Genomic DNA, 26,099 nt, shown 5'->3' with positions numbered 1-26,099 from the left:
GAGCAAACAATATAGAACTTTTAATACATCAAAAGAAACACGCTATGTCTGAGCGTGTTTCTCTCTGTTAACCTAACCCGTTAGATGGACGAGACAATCTTGTTATATCAGTACGCCAACTCAACTTCTAAATCCATTTCAATTTCACTCATAGAAAAGAAGGTAGTCAGTCTTCTTGTAATAGATTCAACCAACGCCTCCGCCATTTCATCTGGAATCGGCTTTTGATAAATCATCGTGAATCCGATAAAGCAATCTTCGATCGGATTAAAGGCCGTCCCACCTTCGCCTTCCCCTTTGCTAACGACTTCCACAAAGCCTGCAAGGACCATTGTGTTCAGAATACCCGTATGCAGAATGTTTTTCTCCCGTTCATTTAATCCTGTACGGTCTTGAATTTTGATGTGAATACCTTGTTTCAATTCTCCAACTCCCTTTTGTTCAACTCTTCACAAGTTTACAATATCTTTTCTGGAAAGTACATTATTTTTCCAATTTTTCATAACTATAGTAATACTGCTGCTCAAATTTTTGACTCAATTCTCGTAATTCAAAAGGTAGTTTGTGAATACAAAGCAAAGTGATTTCGGAATAATCATTATATGTTAAAATGAAATAGAAGCGGGTGGAAGAATGTGAGCAAAAACAAAAAACTATTTTTATTGCTTCATTAGCAGGGAGTGTGCTTTTGATAGTTTGCTTGATTGTTAGATATTTTAGAATAAATCTTGTTCATGAGGAGTTATTTTCTTTCAGAACAGTAACGGAAAGTGATAAAAAGGATCTTGAAGAGTTACAATTCAAGATTCAGCAAGCAGGCATAGGAATGAATATGACGATCAACCATGAGTGGAAATCCTTTATCAATAAGTCTGAAAAACTGCTGAATCTGTTACAAGATTAGTAATAACTTAGTTATTGTTAAGCTAAAGGTTGAAGAAGTATTAGAATTGTAAAGAACGAGAGGAGAAACGATAAAGCAAACGGAGCCACTTTTTTTCGAATGAATGTGGAGCTGAATTGATATACATCGAGATGAGGGAGAAATTCATGATAATATATCTACAAGTTTTCTTGTTGTTTGTGTTTTCGGTAGTAATGAGTGCTGCTATTGGTTTTGTAATTTACTTAGCAGGTGACAAAATTTCACTTTCCAACGTGATCAAACACGCATTAGGAGTAGGGGCATCGGTACTCACAGGTTATGTCATTACAGAAATGTTGATTTTCTCCGGAATTTGGTATTATTACGTGGCCACTATATTGTTAGGGGTACTGCTTTATGTTTTGTTCGTTGTAACACTAAGTAAACATTTCAGATAGTGATACATCAGCTACGGAGCGTGATTGTCGAATAAGAGGTGTGAAAATATGGACAAATAGAGCATTGCCAATACCACAAAAGAGCAGGGAGAAAAATTTGTTACTGATGCTGAAGCGATTAATTTGTTGGGAGCTGAACCTTTAACAAAGGAAAATCGAGATGTATTGCAGACTTACATAGATGGCGAAAATGAACTCAATGAACTAAGAAAAATACTCATCGATAAATATAAGAGATGAGAGATTTTTTCTGGAAAAATGTATCAAAGTTTTCATCAATCGGGCACAAATCTTTAATCAAGGATTAGCGCTCGTTACTTTAGTCTCCAACATTTTTTAAGTCTGAAAGGGCGGTAATAAGACTAGCTAAAATAACGAAAACGAGCATGCCTAAACTAATTACACCGATACCCATTCCTAACCAAGAACCAACAATAATTGCTGTTATAAAAACAACGAAAAAAGCAAAAAGGCTAATCTGTAATGATCGTTTATTGGTTTGTTTAAATGCTTTAGAAGTGTTGAAAACTAATAAATTTGCTAAGAAGCCCACGCCTATAGGAATGAATATATCCATTTTTACCCCCCTTGTTAACTTCACAATGCACTGTGCGACATTATACTCTCCCTTAGCCTATAACCCCTTGTTCCCTTCTTCATTTTCTATTATTCCAGGATTATCTTCAAGGAAACCATTCCACCCACCAATTGTAGTAAAATACCCATTTGATAACCACGCATCTTATGTATCTGTGTAGCTATTGTATACTCACAATATAGTGAGCAAAAGTTTCGAGTTGGAAATATCTTATAATTTCTAAAAACTTTTTTCTGAGTTGTAGGTCTAATAGATAGAGACAAAGTAAAAGAGGTGACGTTTTGAGTGAGGAAATACTAGTTAAGAAAGCAATTAAAGGCGACCAAGAAGCATTTCTTGCATTATTGCATTTATATGAAGAAGCATTATATCGAACAGCTATCTCCTATTTAAAAAATGAAGGAGATGCACTGGAGGCCATCCAAGAGGTGACCTATAGAGCTTATCGAAGTATAAAAACGGTGAAGCAGCCAGCTTATTTTAAAACTTGGCTGATCCGAATCATGATGAATTATTGTCAAGATGCCCTCAAGAAAAGCAGGAGAGAAGTGTTGGAGGAAACACTACTAGTGAAACATGGAATTATCGAAGACTTCACATTTTTGGAAGTCGAAGAGGCACTTTTAAATTTATCGGATTATGAGAGAGAGTTATTGCACTTGAAGTATTTCGAAGATGTAAAAATAAAAGAGATCGCCGTTATGTGGAATACCCCTGAAGGAACGATTAAAACACGTTTACATAAGGCATTGCGTGCTCTTAGGGCAGTATTTGAAGAGAAGGGGGAGGTTAAACGTGTTTGAGGAGGAAAAAAGGAAATTGGAGCAGAGAAGGAAATCCGTTGAACAAATTCAAGTATCAAAGGAAAAGCTGCATTCTGCCGTACAAACTGGATTCGAGAAAGCCAAAAAGGAACAGTTGTTAAAAAGATCGAAATTAATGAAACGAAGTTCATGGTCAATAGTAATAGCGGCAATCCTTCTCGTCTCTTTTATCACAAGTATCTCTGTATCGCCTGTATTCGCCAACAAGGTCGCATCTATACCGGGGATGGAACACATTGTTGGTCTAATACATCAAGATAGGGGATTAACCGCTGCAGTTGAAAATGACTTCTATCAACCTTTGAATCTCTCTCAAGAAAAGAACGGTATTACTGTAACCCTCGATGGGGTAATTGCTGACAAAAAGGGTATAGTTATTTTTTACTCAGTCCGAACAGAAGATATGGACGTAAGCTCGCTCGAACTAACATACCAAAGGCTAAGGTCAAAAATGAATTTTCTATATAGTCATGAGTTTATGACTTCCACCTTTCCTTTAACTCCAAATTCAGACGAAAAAGTTTTCAGCGGCTCTGAATATATTGAGAAAGTATTACATGATAAAGACTTATCTTGGGCGATAGGATTAAAGAATGGAGAAAAAATAGAGCATTTCAATATTCCTTTCGCGTATGAAAAGACGGAAGTTGACAGTAAGAATTTTGTTGTGGATAAAGAAATTGAAATTGAAGGTCAACGTTTTAAAGTGAAAGAATTAATAGTAGATCCAATACGCACAGTTGTTCAGATAGAGGAAAATCCTAATAATACAAAGAAACTTCTTGCTCGTCCGTTTGATGAGTTAGAATTGGTGGACGAAAAGGGTAGAAAATGGTCTGCTCTCCCCGGAAACGCATATAAACCAATACCGAAAAGTAATATATGGGTTGTCCCATTAAAAGAAAGCTTTTACTTTTATGATCCCCAAAAGTTATCATTATCGTTTGGGAAAGTATCAGCGATGGACAAAGAGGAAGCCCATATTCTAATTGACACGGAATCCGAAAAATTTATAGGTCAACCTTCTCAATCGATATTTTCAAATTTACAGGTAAAGGATAATATTGTCAGTATGACAGTAAAAATCGGTCAAGATTACGATACGAATATGGTTAGGTTTATAAAATTTATTGATGCTAATGAAAAAGAATTTTATATACACTACGGTGGACGTACACCTCTCTATTCTAACTATGTAAAGGGTTCAAGTATGACCTCGCCTGGAGAAGTGAATATAGAATTTGAACTACCGAACAAAGTGCTTTCTAATTTTGCAAGTCCAATTCGGTTGGAACTTGATTTTTACCCATCTTGGATAGAAGAGGACGTGGAAGTAGATATCAAACCGTGAAAAAATTCACGGAACCATAACCATACACCTTCCTCATGTTGAGGAGGGTGTATTTTTACTGAGTGAATTATTAGAAAATAATTAATGCGTTCATGATATAATAAACTTAAAGAATATATAAGAGAATGGACGGAGGGGATTTGTTAGCTGAGCAGATGAAGATTCATATGGTGCAAATCCTATACAGGGAGGAATATCAATGACAAAACTGATTCAAAACATCATCCCACATTTATGGTATGACAAGGAGGCGAATGAAGCAGCAGAGTTTTATGTTTCCATTTTCCCGGATTCAAGGATTACGAATATAACGGAACTCCATAATACACCATCCGGCGATGCCAAGTTAGTCTCTTTTGATTTATGGGGACGGAAATTCATGGCCATCAATGCTGGGCCGTATTTCAAATTCAATCCGTCATTGTCCTTCATAGTGAATTTTGATCCTTCACGCGAAAAAGACGCGAGTGAAAAAATAATTGAGGTTTGGAATAAATTGTCCGAAGGCGGAACAGTATTAATGCCGCTCGATAAGTATCCGTTCAGTGAGAAGTATGGCTGGATTCAAGATAAGTATGGTTTATCATGGCAGCTCATCCTTACGAACCCTGAAGGTGAAGAGCGACCAACAATAATGCCTTCGCTACTGTTTGTCGGTGATAAATGCTGCAAAGCGGAAGAAGCGATGATGTTTTATTTATCCGTATTCAAGAACTCAAAGCAAGGCCTGATTGCCCGCTACTCCCAAGGTATGGAACCAAATAAAGAAGGGACAATCATGTTTTCTGAGTTCATGCTTGAAAATGAGTGGTTTGTTGCTATGGATAACGCGGAAGACCATAAATTTAGCTTCAACGAGGCAATCTCATTTATGGTCAATTGCGACACGCAAGATGAAATTGATTATTACTGGAATAAGCTGTCCGCTGTTCCTGAATCCGAGCAATGCGGCTGGGTGAAAGATAAGTATGGGGTGTCTTGGCAAATAGTGCCGCGCGAGATGGAAGAAATGATGAGAATGAGCAACAGTACACTAGAGCAAATTGAACGTGTCAGTCAAGCGACTCTCAAAATGAAAAAACTTGATCTTGCGGAATTACGAAAAGCGTACAAGGGATTATGAAAATTCAGTGTGCCTATATAAAGCAAAGCCATAATTGAAGAACAATAATTTTAGCATCCTCTAAGGGTGCTTTTTTTGTACCCATATCAGCGGAGTAGGTAGTAACCATCGTTGTTCGTGTTTGAAATGTCGATGCTTTTTGAATACTATTAGCAAGGTGGATGAAGATTCATCCGATACAATCAACTAACAAACAAAAAGGAGATTGACGAAAATGAAAAGAGTTTATTTAGCGAGTCCGTTTTTTAACGATCAGGAGATTGAATACCTTGAGCAGGTCGAGAAAATTTTAGATGAGAAGGGATTGAAAGTTTTCTCACCGTTTAGACACTCGGCAGCTTCAGAGATAGGTTCACGTCAATGGTCCATTGAAACATTTATGGATGATATAAAACATATTAAGTGGGCCGAAATTGTTGTTGGTATTTATCATGGCAACTATTCAGACAGTGGAACGGCGTGGGAACTTGGCTACGCCTATGCAACTGATAAGCCCGTTATTTCAATCCATGTTGGAACAAACAGTAATTTGATGGTGCATGAAGGTTCACATGCAAATATTACATTAGAGGAGCTAAAAGAATACGACTTTGACCAACTTCCGAGCTCATTCTATACGGGTGAAATGCTGTAATTGTGAATGCGAAAAAACCACTTTCAATTGATGTGAATAATCAGGAAAGTGGTTTTTTATATTGATACGAAGGATATTAGCGACTATTTTCCCCATCCTATAAAAACACAATATTTGGGATGAAGGGATGGTGGAATTTTGAATTTCTATAAAAAGACTTCTTTCCTGTTACTGATTTTTTTGGTTCTTGTAAATGTGAAGGGTAATGAAGGAATCGCTGCAAATGGTGAAGTTACGTTAAAAGAAATGATTGACATTGGATTACAGAGAGCAAAAGAATGGAATGTAAACGCTACTCTTACAGGAGCTAACAGTGTGGATGAAACGATGGGAGGATCCAGAGGAGAAACAGGAAAACGATTCAAATGGTTTGTAACTTTTATGGTTCCGGATACTGATGATCATTTAATCATTGGTATCTCTGAAATGAAAATAACTGTGTTTGAACCAATTAAGCAATCTCCTAATCCGACAATATCTTACGGTGAGATAAATTTGGATAGCCCTGATGCTCTTCAAATAGCAAAAGACAAATACAAATTAAAACAAGGAAAAGATTGGGCGACCGGATATCATTTTACATTAGATAGTATCGATGGTCAGCCCATTTTAACAGTGGTTGGTAATGATAATGAACAACGTTTTACCCGGATTTCGATTAATGCTAAAAATGGAGATATGGTCGGTGCCATTCATAAAGTACCATACGGGGGAGGATTGCTATCCCAACGTAATGGCAACAATCTTGTGTCCAAAAAAGGGATGGCGATTACGGGAGTGGTTGCTGGAAACAACAAGTTAGTCGTATGGGGTGACAAAAAGCCAACACAATTTAGTACAACCAAGAAACCATTTATTGAAATGAGTGATGACAATGGAGAAACATGGAAAGGTCTGAAAGCTAAGCGGTATGTAACACATGCTTGGTTTGATAGGAATGATCGGTTATATGCAGCAACGGAAAAGGAGTTATGGACGGATATTACCTCAAAAAGTAAAGGTTCGAAAATCCTTTCATTAGATCAGGGGATTGAGCAAGTAGATTATTCAAGTAATAACCATATAGCTGTGCTATCAAATGGAACTATTTATTATACAACGAATCAAGGAGAGAGTTGGAAAGAGACTCTTGTTCCTAAACCATTTTATGTAATTCAAATATCGGATAACGGTGATTTGATAGGACTCACCGAAGAAAGAAAGATCTTGCAAAAGACAAAGGATACGTGGAGTGAGATTCCCCTCCCGGATCTTAATGAAGCACCTTATGATATGAAGGTGATTCATAATAGGCTCTTCATCACAACAAAGAGTGGAATTTGGTCCCGAAACTTAAAAGAGGAAACGTGGAGTGAAATTCCAGCTGACGAAATGGTCGTTAAATTTATTAAAAAAGGTGAAAAACTATTCGGATACGGCCAGGGTGACGCAATTTATTCCATCGACACAAACGATGAAAGAAAACCTGAAAAAGTATTTGATGCGGTTGACCGTATCGTTTATGACATTGATTTCATGGGGGATACGTTATGGATTGCAACCGTACCAAATTATTCATGGGAAGAAATGAAGGTGCCAAATGAATAAAACAATACTACGCAAAACCATTCTTACTTTTCTTATCTTGAATTTTGGTGCAACAACAGAGCGAAGGTAAATACTGAAGTAATACCCCAAAAACAATTTCCAAGTTTAATGGAAAGAGCGTTTCTGAGGAGTCTTGGTGGAACAATCCTGGAGATAATGGAAAACCACGGTGATCCTCAGTTATTCCAAAACGAGAGAATAGAAAAAATAACTACGGGAAACGGTCAATACGACGTCACGTTAAGAGTGATCGGTTTCAAAGGCGCACATAGCCCGCCATATAAGTTAATACGTATGACTATTCGTATTCCCGATGACAAAGGGAATGCCGAATATAGAGTTATATCGTATTCTCATCGCCATATTACGGATAAAGAATTTGAGGGTTAACTAAATTTGCTAGGTATGACTAATGAAAAAGGAGGGAGATATAAATTTATTGGTTCGGTTGATGGAGAGAAAACAGTAAAAAAAACAGAATTCAGGGACACAATTCACATATGAATTGGTGTCCTTATTTTTGTTGCTGCATCAACATTTAGATGCTTTATATTAATGGATTGGTACCACAATAAGAACAGAATTAGCAACAGTGCATAAATTTATGTGCCTTTGTTAATTCCATTGTTAAACTACTTGCTAAATGGATATTGGATGGAAAAATATAGATGGGAGATGAGAAATCTATGCTAAAATAAATTAAAGATTGTGAATTGCTGTTATTCAACAAATGTGGCGCTTTAGTTGAATGATGGTAAACAAGTGTAAAGGAGTGGGAAAATGGATAATGTTTTTCTTGCCTTTCTATCTATAGGATGGCTTTTAATGCCTATCTTGTGCGTTATATTTTGTTTGAATTTGGTTTCTATATTGAAAAAGGTAAAACACGAAGAAAAAACTACAGTCAATACTTTTTGGCTTACATTAACGTTTACTCTTATTATGTGGATCATTGCAAATATGGGAGCTTTCCAATGATAGTATCAGCAGGCAATTAATTAAGCGAACGGTGAAGGAATAAAGCGTCTTTCTTATTAAACTAACGAAGCTGATTAGTTCAATAAGGTGTTACTGGAAAGATGTAAAAAAGGAGTTTATTGGAGGTGCTTTTCTAATGTGGTGGTTGATATTTGCTTTATTGGGAGTTTCTATTTTGCTATCCTCTAGCATTGTTACAGACTCAAAACTAAGGGAGCTTGAAAAAAGGATATCAGAGTTGGAGAAAAGTCAAAAAGAGTAAAACGGTAAATATCCATTCTTGATAATCATCAATGACTCTAGCTGCTAACACCTCTTACTACTGGTTGCAAATAACCGATTGCCATTCCCTTTAATACTTCCGTGATAATTATGGTGCCAGGTCAGGTTCGAAAAATGAAAATTAGAATCTGGTGTAGCTCACAATATCGGGTTCTAATTTCTATCGTACATGCAAATTGTGGATCCATTCAATAGTCATTTTCTGTTGCAAGTCTGACGCCGGGCTACTAACACGGCTCAATGTTCTTCTTGAACTAACGGCGGTTAGTTGAACCATGCTAAGCGACTACAATGGAAATAATAGAAGTTAAGAAACTTGGAAATGAGGTGGATTCAATGGAGAATGTTAAATGGATAAATGGAAGCCATCCAGAGGATAACCGTATTTTTGATTCGGAGTTTGAAGTTAAAGAATGGACAGAAGCATTATATCCAGATTTTGTTGCCTTTTTAAGTAATAAAAAAAATGTAGGATATGCAACTCCTGATGAAAAGGTAATTAAATATTTACAATCTCTTTTCCCTCAATGGGCTGTTTATAACGATGTGCAAATCGATGTCTGTACTGGAAAAACAGAAATAAATGGTCAAATTATCTATAAAATTTGGACAGTGAAATTATAGTTTTTTTTTATATAAGTATTTTACAGTTGGTAATGCTTAATTCGCTAGCGAGACGATAAGGCTGTAAATCGATTAAAGGATATAGTTCTTTTTGTTGAATACTTTAACTAACGCAGCAGGTTAGCTCAATAAGAATTAACTCAGCGTAAAGTTGCGAAATTGGAAGAGGGAGGAATGAAATGAATTTATACATTGAACATTATGTTACTTTCTTACTCTTAATTTCATTCGGATTTTTTTACCTTATTACCTCTTTGTTGACAGGATCAAATGAGCCGTATAGAGATTTACTAATAACTATTGCTGTCGTTCACTTTGTTATGTCCAAACTTATTACTATAAAAAAGAGTGAAGAGAAACAAGATAAGTAGCTTATTGAAATAACAGTAGCTTTGTCATAACAAGGTTGTCAATATTATTGGGGATTGCGTTGAATAAGTTGATATATTTCAGCTGTTGAGCAAGAGAGGGACCTACTTCAAGTCTGGGGAAAGGAGATGGGTTAAACTGTACAATGATTTTTACACTGATTTCAATTCAGCTGTTGTTTCTTTGTTTTTTTGGTGGATTGTTTTGCTTTTATTTCAAAGAATAGCTTTCCGTTTAAACAATAGTTGGAAGAAAGATATCACTGTTACATTTCTTCAAAGCATATTTATCATGATTTTACTTCCTATACTAGCCAATTTCTTTGGATCCAGATAAATGTGTTATTGCGTTAACACCGGCTGCTTTACTTATAAAGGCCGATGAGTTTCTTATAACGGGTTCGGAACAGGGGAAGAATACATTAAATAGCATACCGATTGGGGACGCAATTCGCATATGAATTGGCGTCCTTGTTTTTGTTGTTGTATCAACGTTATGGCTTGAAATTTGGGTGACTCGTATAGTCATTAGCATGGTGATTCACAACACCGCATAGTTTTATGCTGTGGTGAATTGCAGTGCTAATTGTGATGCTAATAAGCATGTTGGTTGGGGGGCGGAAAGTAATTTTTGAAATAACTGAAGACATTGAAGGTAACAAATGATTATGTGATAAAATAGAGATTTAAGAATTCGGCTTGTTTAACAAACGGAGCCATTATGTGGCATAGAGCTATAATAATAAAGTGGTGCAATGCGTCTATTTGAATGATTATTATCAAGGAGAACTGATTCAAAATCAATTGGAGTATTAAGTTCTTGGATTTCCAGGTTGTAATAAGAGTTATTTGCTAATTCCGCTTTTCCAAAGTTGAATTATTTACATTAAACAGTCATAACTATGTTTGGAAGGTGATATTGCTATGCTAGAGTTAAGAAAAATTAATGGGGACAATTTTGAAGAATGTTTAAACTTGCATACTGATACCAATGTGGACTTTGTAGATTCTGTAGCGTGGTCATTAGCCGAAGCGTGGGTAGAATATGATGATTCACGCCTTTTTGCAATTTATGCCGATAATGTGATGGTGGGTTTTGTTTCAATGTATATTGGCGAAAATAACCCCCAAATCATAAATTTTATGATAGATAGCCGTTTTCAAAAAAGAGGCTATGGATCAGCAGCGGCAAAGCTTTGTATTGAATATTTGTGTAAAGAATTTAATGCAAGAAGGATTTCCTTACCAGTTAATTTAGAAAATAAAACCGCACTAAAATTTTGGAGTAGCTTAGGCTTTGAGCGATCAGACAATATAGAAAATGGTTATCTTTATATGCGGATGTACATACCAGAAAAAGATGTCTGAGCATATGAAAATTGAACCCATTTCCATAATCGCCCGCGATTGTCGAATAAATCACTACAATGGACTATGGCAAGGAAAAAAGCACAAATACATGGGACGACATCTGATTAAAGAATTCAAGAATTACACGGAATGACACGCTATGAATGGGATGAATGGTATATAAAACACGTAAATCTACAACACCTTTTGATTTTATTAAAGATCGCTACGATACTGTTACCGAGGATGATATAAAGCTTGTTATGGATTTGCAGTTATTGGGATTAAAAGATGGCGTAATAAATGTATTACTTGATTATGTTGCAATTTTTAGTAGAATCGGAATGGTTCACGCGTTGGTAAGAGAAATAGGTATAAATTGGCACGAGGAAAATATAGTAACTGTTGAAAAGGCTATTGCCTTTGTTAGAGAAGAACATATGAAGTACAAAGAGTCATCAGAATAGTAGCTACTAGTAGGGTGTCCTTACTTGAAAAGCCTTCTACAACTAACGAGGCAGTTTAGTTGAACAATGATAAACAACTTCAAAGGAGTGAGAATATGATCATTTTTGCATTTATAGGATTTTATTTAATGCCTATCTTGTGCGTTATATTTTGTTTGAATTTGGTTTCTATATTGAAAAAGGTAAAACACGAAGAAAAAACTACGGCTAATACTTTTTGGCTTACAATATCGTTTACTCTTATTATGTGGAGCATTGCAATGCTACCAGCAATAGGCACTACTTAAGCTAACGGGTGCTTTACTTCAAGACCGTTGAACTGCTTAGATGGCTCTTTATCTTGTTCAACTAACGAAGCAGGTTAGTTGAAGAGTGTTGTATAACTTGTGTTCAATAATCGGGGTATTTTCAATAGAAATTAAATGAGATTGTGGGGAGGGATTGCATCATGGGTTTTATCTTAATATTTTTAAGTATATGGGTTTGTAGCTTTGCGATAGTTAGGATTTTCAGTCGCTTTTCCAAAACATACTGGAAGAATGATTTAGTAATTTCTTTTGCACAGTCCTTAATTATTACAATAATTTTGGTTATTATTATGTAGTTATCTTGGTGTTCAATTAAACTAACGGGTGCTTTAGTCAAATAGAGCCATCTCTGCTAAGACGTGGCTCCTTACATTTAAAAGTACTTCTGATAATACTCTTTCCTTAACCTTCCGCTTAATTGAGCGTAGATCCTCGTTGTTTCACTTTTCTCATGTCCCAAAAGACTTTGTATGACTTCAATAGGAGCTCCATTATTCAATAAATGAGTTGCATAGCTGTGTCTAAGTTGGTGTGAATGAATCTCTTTGTTGATTTCGGCCCAATTTGAAATTCGCTTGATGATGTATCGCATTTGGGCGACACTCATTTTATGTGGCTGCCTTGCTGTCACAAAGATGGCAGGATTATTGTCATTTCTGCTGTCAAGATATCGTTTAAGCCATATGTCACAACGTGTATTGAAATAAACTTCCCTTTTCTTATCTCCTTTTCCTCTAAGATCGCGGATTGATTTGTCCAATTAATATTGTTCTTTTCTAATGCCACTATTTCTCCAATTCGACAACCTGTAGAAAACATGAATTCGAAAATCGCTTTTTCTATTGGGGTATGACAGGATTCACGAAGGTGTTCAATCTCTCGTTCGGTTTAATCCTTGGGTATCCGCTTACCGACTTTGGGCTCTTTAATCTTGGAATTTGGATTCTTACTCAGGTAGCCTTCTTCATGAGACCAACGAAAAAAGATTTTAGAAAACGGATACGATGTGCAAGGCTGGCTGGTTTTAAATGCTTACCCGAGACGGCAAGATATTCCTTCAGTTGATTCGTATCCAGCAATTCCATCTCTACACCCTTAAAATAATCGATTAGTAGCGTAGACTGTAACTGATAGGCCATCAACGTTTGTGGTGAAAAACCTTCTATCCGTTTATCAGCTTCATATGAAGACCATGCTTTTGAAAGTAACAATTCCATTCCCCCTAAGAGAGTAATATTAAAGGGATTATTGCCAACTTAATAGAAGTATAGTCATATGGAGTACTTTCACTAACGGGGCAGGTTAGTACAATTAAAAAATATATTTGAGGTGACGAAATTGTCTTTTAAGATTATTATCCAATTTGGTTTGGCTTCAATGCTTTTAATACTATCTACTGGAGCTACTTGGTATGAAGGCAGCGCAATATTAGAGAAACCTTGGGAATGGAAACATTCTGCAATCTTTTCTCAAATGGTGAATGGACAAGTAGAAAACCTGAATGACATTTTACCAATTGATTATTTTGTATATGCAGCAAAATTTGCACCTACGTTTCCTTTATTTATGTTACTAAGTGCAACGTATCATATGTTCCTTATAGGATATATTTTACTCAAACGTAAGGGTAGGACATTTTCATATTTCCTATCTGGTGTTGGAGTAGTGTTTTTGATATTAAGTGGTTTCGTATCAAAATCTCCAACTACTGGTTTGAAGATTTTTTTCGTTAGTTTTCTGCTGATAGGAATATTAGCAGTAGCTATTGCTTTGCTTAGATTCTTTAATAAAAAGACTGGACTTACTTCTTCTTCTTGAACTAACGGGGCAGGTTAGTTGAATAACTAAAAATGAGACTCTAACTAGAAATTAACGACTAATTATGAAAAGGAGTGTTAGGGTTGAAAAAGATTTTTACTTTATTGATCGTATTTTGTTTTGCTTTAGTCGGGTGTTCTGAAATAAGTAAAACAACTAAAACAGAACAAATAGAAGGTTATATTATCAAGGTTGAAGAAAACGGAATATTGGTTGCGGACGATATTACATCAGACAAATACGAAGCAATTAAAGATAAATCAATTTCAGAATTGACCGAAGAAGGAATTTCGCTCGTTTATTTTAGTAATGATGATATAAGCAACTTACGGGTAGGTAACAAGGTAGAAATATGGTTTGATGGTAATATTGCAGCATCCTATCCTGGTCAAGCTGGAGCAATAAAAATTGAAGTAATAGAATAGGGATTTCTTCTTCAACTAACGGGGCAGTTTAGTTCAACAAAGAACAGAACTTGTTCATATAGAAATTAGCATTGTTGGTGAGTAAAGGAGGGGAATAATATGAACTATAAAGTTATTATAAACACTCCAATATCTAATAACGAAGTACCAGAATTAAGAGAGCATGTTGGTTGGAGTAGACGGGATGAAGATTACCCAACATTGTTCGAACGCTGTAATTTCTGGGCTGGGGTTAGAGATGAAAATAATAAACTGATTGCCTTTGGGTATCTTTGTGGAATGGGTTTAGAACATGGATATATGGAAGATATAATTGTTCATCCTCAGTATCAAGGACGGGGTATTGGAGTTGAGTTGGTAAAGGAATTATTGCGAGAGTCTAAACGATTTGGATTAAGAATTGTAACGGTCTCATACGAGAAAAACAAAAATAACTTTTATAAAGCATGTGGCTTTACACCTGGTTCAGGAGGAATATGGCAATCATCGAAATAAAAACTCTTACTCAACTAACGGGTGCATTACTTCAAGATCGTTGAACTGCTTAGATGGCTCTTTTTCTTGTTCATCTAGCGGAGCAGTTTAGTTTAAGAAGGAATTTGTAACAATCATTCACCGTATTCCGTCCAATTTTCTATATGAAGATAAGGGGGCAATAAATTTGAGGCTTTCAAGTGTCCTGTTTTTGGTACTTGTCTTATTGACTGGCTGTAATAGTTACGCTGAAGAAGTTACAAGGACAGGAATAATAACTGAAATTGAGAAAAACCGCATTTATATTGATGGTGATCCACTTAACGTCAAGGACACTTCCAACCTTAAAGTTGAACAGAAAGTCAAAGTTACTTTTATTGACACTACACCAGCTGAGGACTGGGACCCTAATGACTTTAAGGTTAAAGAGATAGAAATTATTGAGTAATGTCTTATGGAACTAACGGGTACTTTACTTGAAGATCGGAGCTGCTAAGCTAAGACGGCTCTTTTTTTGTTCAACTAACGGTACAGGTTAGTTGAAGAATTCGAATCTATTCATGCTGATATACGTATATAGTCCGAGGGGAAATATATTTGAAAAATAATAAGTTAAGAATCGCATGGATTATTCCCAATGTATTTTGTTACCTGATGCTATTTGGATTATCCATTTGGATAGTGGCTAACCGCGAAGGGTTACAAGAAATTAATAGATTATCAATTTACGTTATATTTATGCTTTTACTTTTCTTAGTATCGGTTTTCGGAAGTTACCGAATTTGGACATGGATAAAAGAAGGTAAAATATAAAGAGTACTTATTAAGCTAACGGGTACCTTAGTTGAAGAACGATGTAAAAACTTATATTCAACAATCGGGCCATTTAATGAAACAAGGACGATATGTTAGTAACCGTACTAATACATTGATAAGGATGATTTTAATTGCTCGGAATAAAAGATTATAACCCAAAAGTTTATACTAACCCATCCGGTATATTAAAAGACCATAAACTTCAGCTTGAAAGGCTAAAAGGGAAACATATACAAGAAATTTGGGTTGCTTGGGAACAAGCTAGCGATGAATGGTTCAGGGATTGTCCAGTTATTATTCGTTTTGAAGAGTGTCAAATAGAGTTATGTGCCTTTAAGTGGGATGAATACTTTATTACATTTGATAAGATCTCTGTTTCACAAGATATAGAATGGTATGGAACGGATTTACCGATTAAATGGGAAAAGAACAAAATAAACGGGCTGGATTTTGTGATTAATAAACGCATAGATGATATTGAAATTATTGAAAGATGTGAAGGGAAAAGCACCGAGTTTTGTTTTTTAGATGGCATAGGATTTCAATTAAATGATGGTTATTTTGCCGTCTGTAATGGATTGGATGAGAATTTAATAATCACTGACAGAAAAGAAGGACCGAATTATAAGAGGATAAATATTTGAGGAACAACTCTTTAGCCCTCGAGCGCTCCATGGGCTGACCCGTTCGGTGGCGGTGACCATGGTCATGAAGGCATACGCTGCAATGCAGTGGCGCCCAGCTGGATTGATACCGATTTAAACCTCGATTTCATCGAAAGCATAGCTGATGGAGAGACCTTCCAACGCGACATCGCTCGCATCCACCCTGTAGGCCGTACTGGCTCACCTGAAGAAGTGGCGGCGCTCGTGGCTTTTCTCGCATCCGAAGAGGCTGGGTTTATCACTGGGCAGGTCTATACAGTGGATGGTGCCAGGATGGCCAAGTTGAGCCTCCCTGACAATGAAAATTGACTACTTAGTGAAGGATAGTGATTATTTAGTTCATTATCAAAATAAGACAAAGGAATATCGGGCGGATTTCTTAAAAAGAATTTGCGTTGATCAACAATCAACAAACGGAGCAGTGAAGGGAGTAAGGATTGTTTAACTAACGATCGAGACTGGAGAGAGCAGGTGGTTTAATTGTTTAAGGCAGCAGTATATTTGGTACACGGATTGCTATTCATATTAGTAAATCTCATTGGTATTGGCCCAGCATTTAGCATTGCTGCACCAGACCCAGATCAAACTTACGGGGTTTGGATATCAATGATTGTGATTTTTAATATTCTTGTCTTGGTATCTGCTGTTGTACAGTTAAGGATAAAAAAAGTTTGGGTGTTTTTAATATCCTCAATAGGCTTGGTTGCTCTTTTTATTTTGACTTTACAATATATATATCCTTATGTTTTGGATTTATTTTAGAATGAACAAGCTGCATCAACTAACAAGATAAACGATTTAATGGAATAGCATTTTGCATCGAGACCTCGGATTTGAGGTCTTTTCTTATGCATTTCTTAACATTTCAACTGTTGTGTTGTATAACTGGATTTTTGGAATGCAGAAATAATCGGTTGTTCTACATTTTTTTAACTGATAAATTTTTACTGTGTCTAACGAACAGTACTAGTAAAGATAGTTATTCAGATATGTAATGACTGCACTTTGAAAAGGTACCATCCAAACCTTTAAGCGTTCATGGAATGTTGTTGACGAGTTGTATATGTATTTATGACTATTTTAAAAGAATTTCGATTTAGAGTATCCTTTTTGATCCCTCCCTTCTATATAGAGGGCAAAGGGGGAATTGTAAATGACACACTATCTGAAAGAATACGCACGATTTAACACGATTGAGGAAATGGACGCTGCAGCTGAACAACATGTGATGACCCACTGGGACGAATTAACGAAATCAGATCGCCAAGTGCTCGACGTCATTCGTCGATACTCTGTAAAGTATGGGGCTGCTCATTTGAAACATGGAACGATCGAAGAAGCGATAGGGAAATCCAACATAACGGTAAGACGCGCAATCCGAAAACTCGTCAACTTAGGTATTATTGAGAAAGTACACTACATTCGACCAGTCATGAGCGGGCTAGGTGCCAATATTTATATCATTTTACCTTTCGATGACCAGGGGAAAATGAACGGTCGGGACGATGACGAAAAACCGCATGAGGAAGTGGGAAACGAGCAACTTCCAGCAGACGAAGCTCCTCTTTTTAAATCTCTATTAAAATCTAAAGATCTTAACTTCACGTCTCCTACGGAATCGCCAAAGTTATCCACAAGTCTATTTAGCCGGATGAAAAACTTGCTTACCATGACAATCGGAGACACAAAACTGGCTCGTGAATTCTATGGAATTCATAGAGCCGTATCGGAACGCATGTTGAACTACGAAATATACAAAGACGATCGTCATGTATTCGAGGATCTTGCATATCGTGCTTTGATGATCACTGTCATGGCCACAAAGAAGAAGGCAATACGTAATTTGCCGGGGTATTATAAGGGAGTGCTGGACAAGTTGGTTGATGAGACGTATTTCAAAGATATCTTCATGCTGTTTGATAAGCCGGTGGAAGGGTTTTATTGTCCTTAACCCTTGGTAGTTGGGATGCCAAATGGTTTTTATTTCATTGGGAATCAAGCCGATTGTAATAAGAATCTGTTTGATTTCATTGCATGGCGGTTTCATTATGTTGTGGCCAATGAAAGGTATAACGCAACTTTTCTTGAAATTAAACGTATTCCAGTATGAGTGCTGAGCAAAGGAAAATAGTATAAAAAATTAGTTGGTTGTATTAGGGGGTAGAGTATTGACTATTTTACCGTATTTTATTGGACCTGTGATTGCCGTTCTGATCGTTAGTACGATAATGTCGGCAGTCTATAAGAATAAAGAAAAAAAGGATAAAGGCTTTGTACTAAACTATCATAGATTAACGTATAGAAGGAGACTAATACGTGCTGTCTGGGGAGGTCCAATCGTTGCCCTGCTATATTTCGCTTTGTATAGGTTGAGTGATTTAACGTCAAATGAATATAAAATTATTGGGGTTATTTTCTTATCCTCTGTCTTGCTAGACATTGGCTACAACTATGTAAAATGGAAGAAGAATGAGAAGAAAAGATAGCTTGTTTCGAAATTACTTTGCCGGTGTTAATGGATTGAAAATAACGGTGAACATTAATGATTCGAAAAGAAAATTGATGAGCTAAATAATAGGTTAACGGAGCAAACTAAAATTATCGGGCGGAATTCTTGAAAAAGAATTTGCGCGAGTTCAACAAACGGGTTATTTAACATGGATAATGATGGAGTGTTATTTAATCTAGAGAAGTCGGGGGGGAATCCTATGAATGTAAAAGTTAGTCTTATTATATTGGCCATACTAGCAATCCTATTTGGCAGTACTACATTTGTATTTTATAATAAAACGTCTGTTTATGAAGCAGGAATGGATAATGGTATTCAAGATATGCTAAGAGATAGTGCACTCTTCTTTGAAAAGGAAGAGTACGACGAGGATTATGTGGAGCCGTTATATACGCTTTTTGGATATGCGGAAATGCAGTATAGCTATATGCAAATGACGACAGATTCTGAGATTTACACAGTAGCACGCATTTTGAAGAAATTTGTTGATCCTGTATTATATGCACAATTATCAACTGAACAAAAATCGAAAATTGCACACTTTTTACGTCAACTGGCTAATGATGAATTAGCCGATTTCGAAAAAGAATTATTACCATTTTTGAATGGGTTGATGTTGGAGTAGTCTGTAAAATAGCTTCCCATGGCCAGAATTCAAGCTAATTAATAACTTCAAGCGGGTAGAGGGAATAGAACAAACAAAAAACACCTTTGTATAACAAAGTCACATTCGATGTGTCCATTGATTATACAAAGGCGTGAAGTGCAACAAACTTTAGTTGGTTTCCGGAAAGAATGCTTGGGATGTCTGGATGTCCACGAGTGCGGGTCCATTTGTTTTTAGGGCTGAGTCTAGTGTGGATTCAAGCTCCTGATCTGTTATGACAGGGAATCCATTCCATCCGCAAGCTTCAGCGATTTTGATGAAATCAGGGTTTGTAAGATCAACTCCCACTTCTTTTTTGTCCATGACGTTGATCTTGTCCCTTTCCATTTGAAGGGAGCCGTTATTCAATACAATGACGGTTATGTCAAGTCCATAGCGAGTCGCAGTCGTCAAATCTGCTAGCGTCATTTGAAGGCCGCCATCGCCAACGATCGCAACAACTTGTTTTTCCGGTTTTTCAAGCTTTGCCGCCATTGCTGCGGGAAGACCGAAGCCCATCGTCCGCCAGTATCCGGAGAATACTGTTTTTTGCTGTTTTTGCCTGAAATTGCGATTCAACCAGACCGTGCCGTCGCCTGTATCGACTGCAAGAATTGCATCTGCATCGACTGTTCTTTCAAGGGCCCGCATAATACGGGAAGGGTGCACGGGAGACCCCGTAGTATTGCCTTCCTGCTCATTTTGCTCGGCCCATTTCTGTTTAGCTTCCCGACAGCGGTTTACCCAGTCTTCAGCCCGGGTAAATCCTTGCAGGCTCTCCCTTAACAGCGGAAGAACTTCTTCTGTTGATCCTGTGATGCCAAGCTTCACGGGGATGCTCTTTTCAATTTTGTCGAAATGGGTGTCTATCTGGATAATTTGTGCGTTAGATGGGACATACCCTTCCGGCCACCATGCCGTACCTGCAAGAAGGACAACATCAGCTTCTTTCAAGATATCGGCGGCAAACGGATTGCCACCTTCGCCAATCCCTTGCAGCAGGAGAGGGGAAGTTTCATCTAACAAACCTTTACCCCCTAAACTAGTTAAGATGCCAGCCCCCCATACTTCAGCAAGTTTCTCAACCTCATCTGACGCAGCGGACGCTCCAGAGCCTGCAAGAATCATCGGGCGCTGTGCTGTTTTCATCATTGCTGTTGCCTTGCTCAAGCTGTCCGTTGTGAAAGAAGAAAAGCCCTCTATCTGTTCAGGCAAAGCTCGCGGCACTGCAGAAGTCGATTCCATGAAAAGATCCTTTGGGATGGACAAATGAGTGACAACCCGCTGATCAAGTGATTTGCGCGCTGCCCTATGCAGAAGATCGACAGTTGCATCCTGATTGGCAAGAGTAGCGGAAAACGATGCGAATGGTTTCATTAGCTCTTGCTGATCCACATATTGCGGAAATTCTGTTCCGATTTTATCCGTCGGTGCTTGGCCAGTGATTGCGAGGACGGGTGCTTTGTCTGCATATGCGTCTCCCAACCCGTTAATCAAGTTGGCCGCCCCAGGACCCATTGTTGCCGTACATACTGCAAGCCGACCTGTCAGCTTCGCTTCTGCAGAAGCCATGAAAGCAGCCGTAGATTCATGTTTAACTGCGATGAATTGAATTTGGTCTTGTTTTGCAAGTGCGTCAATTAGCCCGATAATCGCATCACCGACTACTCCGTAAATCCGTTTTACACCGAATAACGACAGTTGATCGAGTACCAATTCTGCAACTGTCCGTTCACTTTTTTTCATGTCATAAAGCCTCCTCGATAGTTCTTATCTTTCCTGCTAGCCGTGTAGCAGGAAAGTCCACTCTTATAATTCTTCCTCTAATAAGCAGTAGATAAACTTTAGGGGAGACGATCAAGAAAAGGACCTATTCAGGTCCTTTAGGTTTGCCATATCATTTTTAAGTTAACGCACGTTCCTTAATACGTGTTTTTTTGTGGAATCCCACCGTATCCATAATTGAAGACATCAACGAATGCTATTATTTGTTTTACCATTCTCCCCCTTTTTATTTGTTATCTTTTTGATGACATAAGTAGCAAGCTCACCCATTAGCCAAATTGCAATTACACTTCCTACCAACATGCCTATAAAAGCTAAAACTTGTTCTGGTGATCTAAAAAACATAAATACCAACCCCTTTTTTTCTTAGTTTCTTCTCTCCCTCACATTACGTAAAACATATTTATTGGAATGTTTTTCAATTAAGCTGTACCGTTAGTAGGTCAATAACACCCCTAAACTTGATACGTTCTTAATGAATGAAAAGTTTCATAATTGATAATAAACAACTTTTTATTATCTTTTTGCTTTGGAACTACCATCACTTCTGCGCTTCACAATATAGAGGAATTGAAACCAACTCAAGGTTTGCCTGTTGCGACAAAATGTTATCGAGTATACTCCATTGCACTTTTTGCTACAATGAATGGTTTTAAGGTAATGAATACCGCAACCAAGATGATGATTGAGGAGAATAAGTTTACCGGAAAGTAGATGCCTTTTTCGTATAAAGCTCCATAAAAGATTGTTCCCAGTGGCATGAGGACCATCCCTATTGTGCCGTTTATTGAAAACACTCTTCCTTTATACTCGTCGGGGATCGTCTTTTGCATGTAGGATGACATTGGAATCGAAATGAATTGAAACACAAGGGCCATCGATAAACCAATTAATCCAATGAAAGCCATCGATATGATTGGCTTCATTTCAACATATACTGGCAATGTAAAGGATAGCAAGAACACAGCAACGACGATGAAAGCATATTTCACGACATATAGAGGGTTCGTGATTTTCTTTTTTGACAATATAAAACTTCCTACTAACGTACCTACGGCAAATATGGTACCTACGATGCCGACCTGTGGAGGGGTGAAATTCAACTCCTTAATCATTATGGTTTCCGGTAGAACCCCAAAACTTGCAGCCCCAACGGCGTTAATAATCATCGAAAGCAGCAATAACTGTTTTAACACATCTGATTTCAAAATAAATTGATAGCCCAGAACAATTTTGTTCGAGAAATGCTCCAACCAATTTTGCAAACCTCGCCTTTCGCTAACAGTCTCAAATTTTTGTTCTTCAAATTCAAGGAGAATGTTCGATAGAAAAGAAATCAGTTGCATACTAAAGAATACAAGAATCATTGATTGAAGTGTTAAGAAGCCATAAATGATACCCGCGAAAATCGGTCCTAAAAGCATGATGGTTGTTTTGTACATTGAGATTTTACCAAGTGTCTTTTGGATATTTTCTTTATCAAACAATTGCGTCAAGCTGGCTTCGAAAGCATTGAAAATAACCGGTGTAATAATGGAACGAACTGCCGTAATAAAGAAAAGTGCATAGATGTTAAAGCCGAAAAAGGCAATATACAGAGAGAGAAGAAGCAACGTCGATGCTGAGAGTGCTTCAAAGGAAAGAATAATTTTCTTTCTGTTCATGCTGTCTACTATTACTCCGGATATTGGCAATGCAATAATAGCACCAATGCTCATAATTGCTGCATTGATTGAAAAATAAAGCGCAGAGCCGGTTTCCTGTAAAATAAAATACGAGATTGCAAATGTATACACAGAGCCACCTAACGCAACAACAATTGTGCTAAAGATATAAACGAAATAGTTTTTCCCCATGAAGATCCCCCTTTGTAAATAATTAAGTTCCTTTCATACCTTCTTTTAGTCCGAAATTCGCCTCCATTGAAAGTTAAATGTAATTTAACAAAAGAATAGCATGCTCTCTCTTTCATTGCAACAGAAAGTTAAGTATAATTTAACTATAGTGGAGAAGAGGGGTGTTCAGTTTGAGTACATTAGGTGAACGAATTAGAGCCATACGTAAACAACGGAAGATGACTTTGGATGCTTTGGCGGGAGATCAGATGACGAAGGCAATGATGAGCTATATCGAAAACAATAAAGCAAACCCATCAATGGAAAGCCTTTCGTATATTGCGGAGCGTCTAGGTGTCAAGGTGTCTGAGTTAATGGAAGAGATAAATCCGCAAGAAGTGCGGGAAGTATTAAAGGCAGTTGAGAAGATTTACACAGAGGAAAAGAAGGACAAAAACAAGCGGATTATTGATGTTGTCAGGCCATACATAGAAAGTTTGGACCAAGGGTATGAGGCTGCAAGATTGTTGGAGTTGTATGGGCGTGCTCTATATTATGAAAAGATGGATGACTGGAAAGAAATTACAGATAAAGCTACTGCCCTTTATGATCAACTCAACCTAACAAGTCGTCTTGCTGCAATTGGTATTTTCAAGTCGACCGTGAAGTTTACCAAGCGTGAGTATGATGCTTCCCTTGAAATCCTTTTGGAGGAACGTTCTAAAATTGAAAAGCGGAATGGGCTTATTGAGCCCCTTATCCGTCTCGATTTCGATTATTGGGCATCACTACTTCACTTTGCAGTTGGAAATTCCGAAGAGGCTGTCCGGATTATGAACGAAGGGATAACGTTTTCCAAGGAACAGCAGATCTTCTACCGCATCGCTCACTTGTACCAGTTGGCGATTGTGAATGCAATGATGAATAAGGATGTAAGCTCGATACGGTATTATGAGAATAAAATTCTGCACTATGGAGAATTTTCTGATGATCGGGATGCTATCCCCTTTATTCATTTTGTAAAAATCCACTACTTAACTTCTTATGAAAAGGAATATCGGGAAGCGTTAGAGCTTATTAAAAAGCATCATGATGAATATGGCTTCGACGAATCGAATACTTCTTATTCCTTTATGGAGGAAAAAGGAAAGGCACTTTATGGTCTAGGAAGATATGAAGAAGCGCTGGCGTGTTTCGATCAGGTGAAGATTCCACACTACGCGCACCATCCATTCGACTTGTCCATCCTGTACGAGAAGGATGCTTATGCAGCCCTTTGTCATATGGCTCTAGGAAATGAAAGAGAAGCCAGGCGTTTGATTGAAATAGCGGTGAAGAATATCTCGGCCATGCCGAGCAGTTCTTATAAGGATTTTATTATGGAGACATTTCACACGATATCTGTTTAAAAATTAAATGAATTATTCGAAAAATATAATTGTTTTCTGGTATAATAGCTTTGAGAGTACTATATAAAATCAATAGAGAAAAGGGGAATTGAAAATGGACGTTACATTTCCGATTGGAGAATTACAAGTGCCAGAAAAAACAACACTCGCAAATGTTCAAGAATGGCTTAAAGACATCGAAACGTACACGACTCGCTTACGACAAGTCGTTGACTCATTAACAGATGAAGAATTAAGCAAAACCTATCGGGATGGTGCGTGGACCGTCCTCCAACTTGTCCATCATATTGCAGATTCTCAGTTGAACATGTACCAACGTTTGAAGCTGGCATTGACAGATGAAAACCCAACAGTTCCTGCTTTTGATCAAGATAAGTGGGCGGTTCAGCCTGATACACATCTTCCCGTGGAAAGCTCAATCAAAATGCTGGAAGGCATCAATGAGCGCATCATATTTTTAGGAAACAATATTACTGAAGAGCAATTAAATCGTACTTTTACACATGAGGAAAACGGAGCAATTACCGTAGCTACAAAGCTCGCAAAATTGGCATGGCATGAAAATCATCATTTGGAACATATAATGATTGCTTTAAAAACGGACACAAAATAAGATTGGTGTTTCTTTGAATAATGAACACAAGTATTATGATACACCTTCCTAGTGAGTAGGGGGGTGTATTTTTTGTTTGACTTGGATGAATAGTACGAAATTACATGCTGCCTTCATGATATAATTGACTCAGTAAGTACTAATTTTTGTTAAGGGATATTTTTAGTAATAATCTTTTGTTGGGGTTGAGCATATTTGAAAAAGCATTTAATGATGAATAGCTTGTTAGAGAAGTTGATCGGCGCCAGCTTCTCAATATCCATATTTTTTATCAGCATGTTCGTGGGGAGTGGCTTTAATTTATTTCAATTTCACCATACGGTGACAGAACCGGCATTATGGATCGTGTTTTTTGGTTATGGTATCGTTAGTTCTCTTATTATTGATGTTATCGGGAAAATCTTGCCTTCTTTTTCTTTGGCTAAACAGATAGTGTTTTATATATTGTTTGGCTACATTATTTTTCTAGTTTTTATGCCTATCGAATTTGCATTAATGGCCGGAACGATTGGCGCTTTGTTCTCTCTCCTTTTTTTACTTGGGAAAGAAAAGTTAAAACCTTCGAAATGGTATAGCTGGATGGTATTTGCTGTTCCACTTGTTTGTTTAGGGATGATTCCTTTTGATCATACAAGTAAGGCCGGTTGGCATGAGGTGGTAGGAGATTCATCTGTAGAGGTAGAATACGAGTATTTTAATGGCGAGCATTTGATTCCCATTCATGGAGCGCAAGGTGAAAAGATTTACTTTGTCGTCGAGCATCTATTTAGTACTGGCGATAGCTATGGCATATCTGTTTATGATCAGGGTGGAGATTTTGTAGGGATGAGTGAAGAAAGTAATGACGTATACAGTATGGAATTTGAAGAGGATTCAACAAAATATATTGTTATAGAAGCGATTGATGGAAAAGAAGGTGGATTTCAGGTGAAATGGTGGGATGAGGAGTGAGCAGCCTGGTGAATTCGCCTTAATTCAAAACAAAAGGTAGGTGAAAATGGTTGAGAAAGATTTTTTATCCTGTAATTTATGTAGGCGAATGGATACTATTTTTTTCTGTTCTCCTCTTCTTTTTTTTATTCAATCTGATGAATCTCTTTAACCTAATTTATATAGATATGAGTTGGGAAGAGCCAATCACTTTTACTTCGAGCTATATGAAGTCATTGCTACTAGTAATAGGAGCAGGAATTGTCATCTACCTTTTTGTAAGGCGTTTAACTAGTAATAAAGTTTATAACATGCTGATGCAAATCCTTTGGGGAGTTCTATTCGGGCTAAACACAT

At 37.3% G+C, this 26,099-nt stretch carries 29 protein-coding genes and 1 pseudogene; 24 read left to right on the top strand and 6 right to left on the bottom strand.

Features of this window, described 5'->3' with window-relative positions; genetic code table 11:
* Positions 1 to 107: 107 nt before the first annotated feature.
* Positions 108 to 422, bottom strand: a complete 315-nt coding sequence (locus tag AC0L13_RS10615) for a hypothetical protein (protein ID WP_473639378.1) — start codon at positions 420 to 422, stop codon at positions 108 to 110.
* 203 nt (positions 423 to 625) lie between these two features.
* On the opposite strand from AC0L13_RS10615, the gene AC0L13_RS10610 reads away from it, so the two are divergent.
* Entirely contained in the window at positions 626 to 904 is a 279-nt protein-coding gene (locus AC0L13_RS10610) for a hypothetical protein (RefSeq protein ID WP_473639376.1), read from the top strand.
* Positions 905 to 1,642: 738 nt separating this feature from the next.
* On the opposite strand, the gene AC0L13_RS10605 is transcribed toward AC0L13_RS10610, so the two are convergent.
* Complete coding sequence (locus AC0L13_RS10605; protein ID WP_473639374.1) at positions 1,643 to 1,900, bottom strand: hypothetical protein; 258 nt, start codon at positions 1,898 to 1,900, stop codon at positions 1,643 to 1,645.
* Positions 1,901 to 2,202: 302 nt separating this feature from the next.
* On the opposite strand from AC0L13_RS10605, the gene AC0L13_RS10600 reads away from it, so the two are divergent.
* The 10 genes from AC0L13_RS10600 to AC0L13_RS10555 all read left to right on the top strand — a co-directional run bounded on the left by AC0L13_RS10600 (position 2,203) and on the right by AC0L13_RS10555 (position 11,509).
* Positions 2,203 to 2,724 (top strand): sigma-70 family RNA polymerase sigma factor, encoded by a 522-nt coding sequence (locus tag AC0L13_RS10600; RefSeq protein ID WP_473639372.1) that lies wholly within the window; start codon positions 2,203 to 2,205, stop codon positions 2,722 to 2,724.
* Complete coding sequence (locus tag AC0L13_RS10595; protein WP_473639370.1) at positions 2,717 to 4,096, top strand: DUF4179 domain-containing protein; 1,380 nt, start codon at positions 2,717 to 2,719, stop codon at positions 4,094 to 4,096. The genes AC0L13_RS10600 and AC0L13_RS10595 overlap by 8 nt, the downstream gene beginning before the upstream one ends.
* 199 nt (positions 4,097 to 4,295) lie before the next feature.
* Entirely contained in the window at positions 4,296 to 5,219 is a 924-nt protein-coding gene (locus tag AC0L13_RS10590; RefSeq protein WP_473639368.1) for a VOC family protein, read from the top strand.
* Positions 5,220 to 5,433: 214 nt separating this feature from the next.
* On the top strand, positions 5,434 to 5,853 hold the full coding sequence (locus tag AC0L13_RS10585; RefSeq protein ID WP_473639366.1) for a nucleoside 2-deoxyribosyltransferase: 420 nt from the start codon (positions 5,434 to 5,436) through the stop codon (positions 5,851 to 5,853).
* Between the two features lie 138 nt (positions 5,854 to 5,991).
* Entirely contained in the window at positions 5,992 to 7,440 is a 1,449-nt protein-coding gene (locus AC0L13_RS10580; protein WP_473639364.1) for a WD40/YVTN/BNR-like repeat-containing protein, read from the top strand.
* Positions 7,441 to 7,548: 108 nt separating this feature from the next.
* On the top strand, positions 7,549 to 7,830 hold the full coding sequence (locus tag AC0L13_RS10575) for a DUF3888 domain-containing protein (protein WP_473639362.1): 282 nt from the start codon (positions 7,549 to 7,551) through the stop codon (positions 7,828 to 7,830).
* A gap of 390 nt (positions 7,831 to 8,220) precedes the next feature.
* Positions 8,221 to 8,418 (top strand): hypothetical protein, encoded by a 198-nt coding sequence (locus tag AC0L13_RS10570; protein WP_473639360.1) that lies wholly within the window; start codon positions 8,221 to 8,223, stop codon positions 8,416 to 8,418.
* 618 nt (positions 8,419 to 9,036) lie between these two features.
* Positions 9,037 to 9,324, top strand: coding sequence for a hypothetical protein (locus AC0L13_RS10565; RefSeq protein ID WP_473639358.1), 288 nt, complete (start codon positions 9,037 to 9,039; stop codon positions 9,322 to 9,324).
* Between the two features lie 1,292 nt (positions 9,325 to 10,616).
* Positions 10,617 to 11,060, top strand: a complete 444-nt coding sequence (locus tag AC0L13_RS10560) for a GNAT family N-acetyltransferase (protein WP_473639356.1) — start codon at positions 10,617 to 10,619, stop codon at positions 11,058 to 11,060.
* A gap of 155 nt (positions 11,061 to 11,215) precedes the next feature.
* Complete coding sequence (locus AC0L13_RS10555; RefSeq protein WP_473639354.1) at positions 11,216 to 11,509, top strand: hypothetical protein; 294 nt, start codon at positions 11,216 to 11,218, stop codon at positions 11,507 to 11,509.
* Positions 11,510 to 12,190: 681 nt separating this feature from the next.
* Here AC0L13_RS10555 and AC0L13_RS10550 read toward each other — a convergent pair.
* Positions 12,191 to 13,028 (bottom strand): annotated as a pseudogene (locus AC0L13_RS10550) (tyrosine-type recombinase/integrase).
* Between the two features lie 127 nt (positions 13,029 to 13,155).
* Between AC0L13_RS10550 and AC0L13_RS10545 the strand changes: the two are divergent.
* The 10 genes from AC0L13_RS10545 to AC0L13_RS10500 all read left to right on the top strand — a co-directional run bounded on the left by AC0L13_RS10545 (position 13,156) and on the right by AC0L13_RS10500 (position 19,149).
* Positions 13,156 to 13,635: a YjdJ family protein gene (locus AC0L13_RS10545; protein WP_473639352.1), complete on the top strand. Its 480-nt coding sequence runs from the start codon at positions 13,156 to 13,158 to the stop codon at positions 13,633 to 13,635.
* A gap of 83 nt (positions 13,636 to 13,718) precedes the next feature.
* Positions 13,719 to 14,060, top strand: a complete 342-nt coding sequence (locus AC0L13_RS10540; protein ID WP_473639350.1) for a YobA family protein — start codon at positions 13,719 to 13,721, stop codon at positions 14,058 to 14,060.
* A 99-nt stretch (positions 14,061 to 14,159) separates the two neighbouring features.
* A complete protein-coding gene (locus AC0L13_RS10535; protein WP_473639348.1) occupies positions 14,160 to 14,555 on the top strand; it encodes a GNAT family N-acetyltransferase in 396 nt (131 codons plus the stop codon).
* Positions 14,556 to 14,721: 166 nt separating this feature from the next.
* Complete coding sequence (locus tag AC0L13_RS10530) at positions 14,722 to 14,982, top strand: hypothetical protein (RefSeq protein WP_473639346.1); 261 nt, start codon at positions 14,722 to 14,724, stop codon at positions 14,980 to 14,982.
* Positions 14,983 to 15,481: 499 nt separating this feature from the next.
* Entirely contained in the window at positions 15,482 to 15,994 is a 513-nt protein-coding gene (locus AC0L13_RS10525; protein WP_473639344.1) for a hypothetical protein, read from the top strand.
* 87 nt (positions 15,995 to 16,081) lie between these two features.
* Positions 16,082 to 16,324: an SDR family oxidoreductase gene (locus tag AC0L13_RS10520; protein WP_473639342.1), complete on the top strand. Its 243-nt coding sequence runs from the start codon at positions 16,082 to 16,084 to the stop codon at positions 16,322 to 16,324.
* A 171-nt stretch (positions 16,325 to 16,495) separates the two neighbouring features.
* The gene (locus AC0L13_RS10515; RefSeq protein ID WP_473639340.1) at positions 16,496 to 16,777 is read left to right on the top strand and encodes a hypothetical protein; all 282 of its coding nucleotides are present in this window, start codon (positions 16,496 to 16,498) and stop codon (positions 16,775 to 16,777) included.
* A 391-nt stretch (positions 16,778 to 17,168) separates the two neighbouring features.
* A complete protein-coding gene (locus AC0L13_RS10510; protein WP_473639337.1) occupies positions 17,169 to 17,966 on the top strand; it encodes a hypothetical protein in 798 nt (265 codons plus the stop codon).
* A 217-nt stretch (positions 17,967 to 18,183) separates the two neighbouring features.
* Complete coding sequence (locus tag AC0L13_RS10505; RefSeq protein WP_473639335.1) at positions 18,184 to 18,501, top strand: hypothetical protein; 318 nt, start codon at positions 18,184 to 18,186, stop codon at positions 18,499 to 18,501.
* Positions 18,502 to 18,723: 222 nt separating this feature from the next.
* Positions 18,724 to 19,149, top strand: a complete 426-nt coding sequence (locus AC0L13_RS10500) for a hypothetical protein (RefSeq protein WP_473639333.1) — start codon at positions 18,724 to 18,726, stop codon at positions 19,147 to 19,149.
* A 150-nt stretch (positions 19,150 to 19,299) separates the two neighbouring features.
* On the opposite strand, the gene AC0L13_RS10495 is transcribed toward AC0L13_RS10500, so the two are convergent.
* The 3 genes from AC0L13_RS10495 to AC0L13_RS10485 all read right to left on the bottom strand — a co-directional run bounded on the left by AC0L13_RS10495 (position 19,300) and on the right by AC0L13_RS10485 (position 22,811).
* A complete protein-coding gene (locus AC0L13_RS10495) occupies positions 19,300 to 20,916 on the bottom strand; it encodes a thiamine pyrophosphate-binding protein (protein ID WP_473639331.1) in 1,617 nt (538 codons plus the stop codon).
* Between the two features lie 225 nt (positions 20,917 to 21,141).
* Positions 21,142 to 21,300 carry a hypothetical protein gene (locus AC0L13_RS10490; protein WP_473639329.1) on the bottom strand — a complete coding sequence of 53 codons (159 nt, stop codon included), beginning with the start codon at positions 21,298 to 21,300 and terminating at the stop codon, positions 21,142 to 21,144.
* Positions 21,301 to 21,563: 263 nt separating this feature from the next.
* On the bottom strand, positions 21,564 to 22,811 hold the full coding sequence (locus AC0L13_RS10485) for an MFS transporter (RefSeq protein ID WP_473639327.1): 1,248 nt from the start codon (positions 22,809 to 22,811) through the stop codon (positions 21,564 to 21,566).
* A 170-nt stretch (positions 22,812 to 22,981) separates the two neighbouring features.
* Here AC0L13_RS10485 and AC0L13_RS10480 point away from each other — a divergent pair, with 170 nt between their 5' ends.
* The 3 genes from AC0L13_RS10480 (at position 22,982) to AC0L13_RS10470 (ending at position 25,763) form a co-directional block, all read left to right on the top strand.
* Positions 22,982 to 24,199: a helix-turn-helix domain-containing protein gene (locus AC0L13_RS10480; RefSeq protein WP_473639325.1), complete on the top strand. Its 1,218-nt coding sequence runs from the start codon at positions 22,982 to 22,984 to the stop codon at positions 24,197 to 24,199.
* Positions 24,200 to 24,293: 94 nt separating this feature from the next.
* Positions 24,294 to 24,812, top strand: coding sequence for a YfiT family bacillithiol transferase (locus AC0L13_RS10475; protein ID WP_473639322.1), 519 nt, complete (start codon positions 24,294 to 24,296; stop codon positions 24,810 to 24,812).
* A gap of 195 nt (positions 24,813 to 25,007) precedes the next feature.
* Positions 25,008 to 25,763, top strand: coding sequence for a hypothetical protein (locus AC0L13_RS10470; RefSeq protein WP_473639320.1), 756 nt, complete (start codon positions 25,008 to 25,010; stop codon positions 25,761 to 25,763).
* Positions 25,764 to 26,099 lie beyond the last annotated feature (336 nt).

This window comes from Sporosarcina sp. QA0331 (assembly GCF_055808055.1).
This window is presented reverse-complemented; position numbering and strand designations above follow the sequence as displayed.

Coding starts and splice junctions, on each gene's coding strand:
- AC0L13_RS10475 (WP_473639322.1), top strand. CDS start 24,294: ATGGACGTTACATTTCCGATTGGAGAATTACAAGTGCCAGAAAAAACA.
- AC0L13_RS10490 (WP_473639329.1), bottom strand. CDS start 21,300: ATGTTTTTTAGATCACCAGAACAAGTTTTAGCTTTTATAGGCATGTTG.
- AC0L13_RS10560 (WP_473639356.1), top strand. CDS start 10,617: ATGCTAGAGTTAAGAAAAATTAATGGGGACAATTTTGAAGAATGTTTA.
- AC0L13_RS10510 (WP_473639337.1), top strand. CDS start 17,169: ATGACACACTATCTGAAAGAATACGCACGATTTAACACGATTGAGGAA.
- AC0L13_RS10535 (WP_473639348.1), top strand. CDS start 14,160: ATGAACTATAAAGTTATTATAAACACTCCAATATCTAATAACGAAGTA.
- AC0L13_RS10605 (WP_473639374.1), bottom strand. CDS start 1,900: ATGGATATATTCATTCCTATAGGCGTGGGCTTCTTAGCAAATTTATTA.
- AC0L13_RS10575 (WP_473639362.1), top strand. CDS start 7,549: ATGGAAAGAGCGTTTCTGAGGAGTCTTGGTGGAACAATCCTGGAGATA.
- AC0L13_RS10495 (WP_473639331.1), bottom strand. CDS start 20,916: ATGAAAAAAAGTGAACGGACAGTTGCAGAATTGGTACTCGATCAACTG.
- AC0L13_RS10585 (WP_473639366.1), top strand. CDS start 5,434: ATGAAAAGAGTTTATTTAGCGAGTCCGTTTTTTAACGATCAGGAGATT.
- AC0L13_RS10590 (WP_473639368.1), top strand. CDS start 4,296: ATGACAAAACTGATTCAAAACATCATCCCACATTTATGGTATGACAAG.
- AC0L13_RS10565 (WP_473639358.1), top strand. CDS start 9,037: ATGGAGAATGTTAAATGGATAAATGGAAGCCATCCAGAGGATAACCGT.
- AC0L13_RS10555 (WP_473639354.1), top strand. CDS start 11,216: ATGGTATATAAAACACGTAAATCTACAACACCTTTTGATTTTATTAAA.
- AC0L13_RS10485 (WP_473639327.1), bottom strand. CDS start 22,811: ATGGGGAAAAACTATTTCGTTTATATCTTTAGCACAATTGTTGTTGCG.
- AC0L13_RS10570 (WP_473639360.1), top strand. CDS start 8,221: ATGGATAATGTTTTTCTTGCCTTTCTATCTATAGGATGGCTTTTAATG.
- AC0L13_RS10500 (WP_473639333.1), top strand. CDS start 18,724: ATGAATGTAAAAGTTAGTCTTATTATATTGGCCATACTAGCAATCCTA.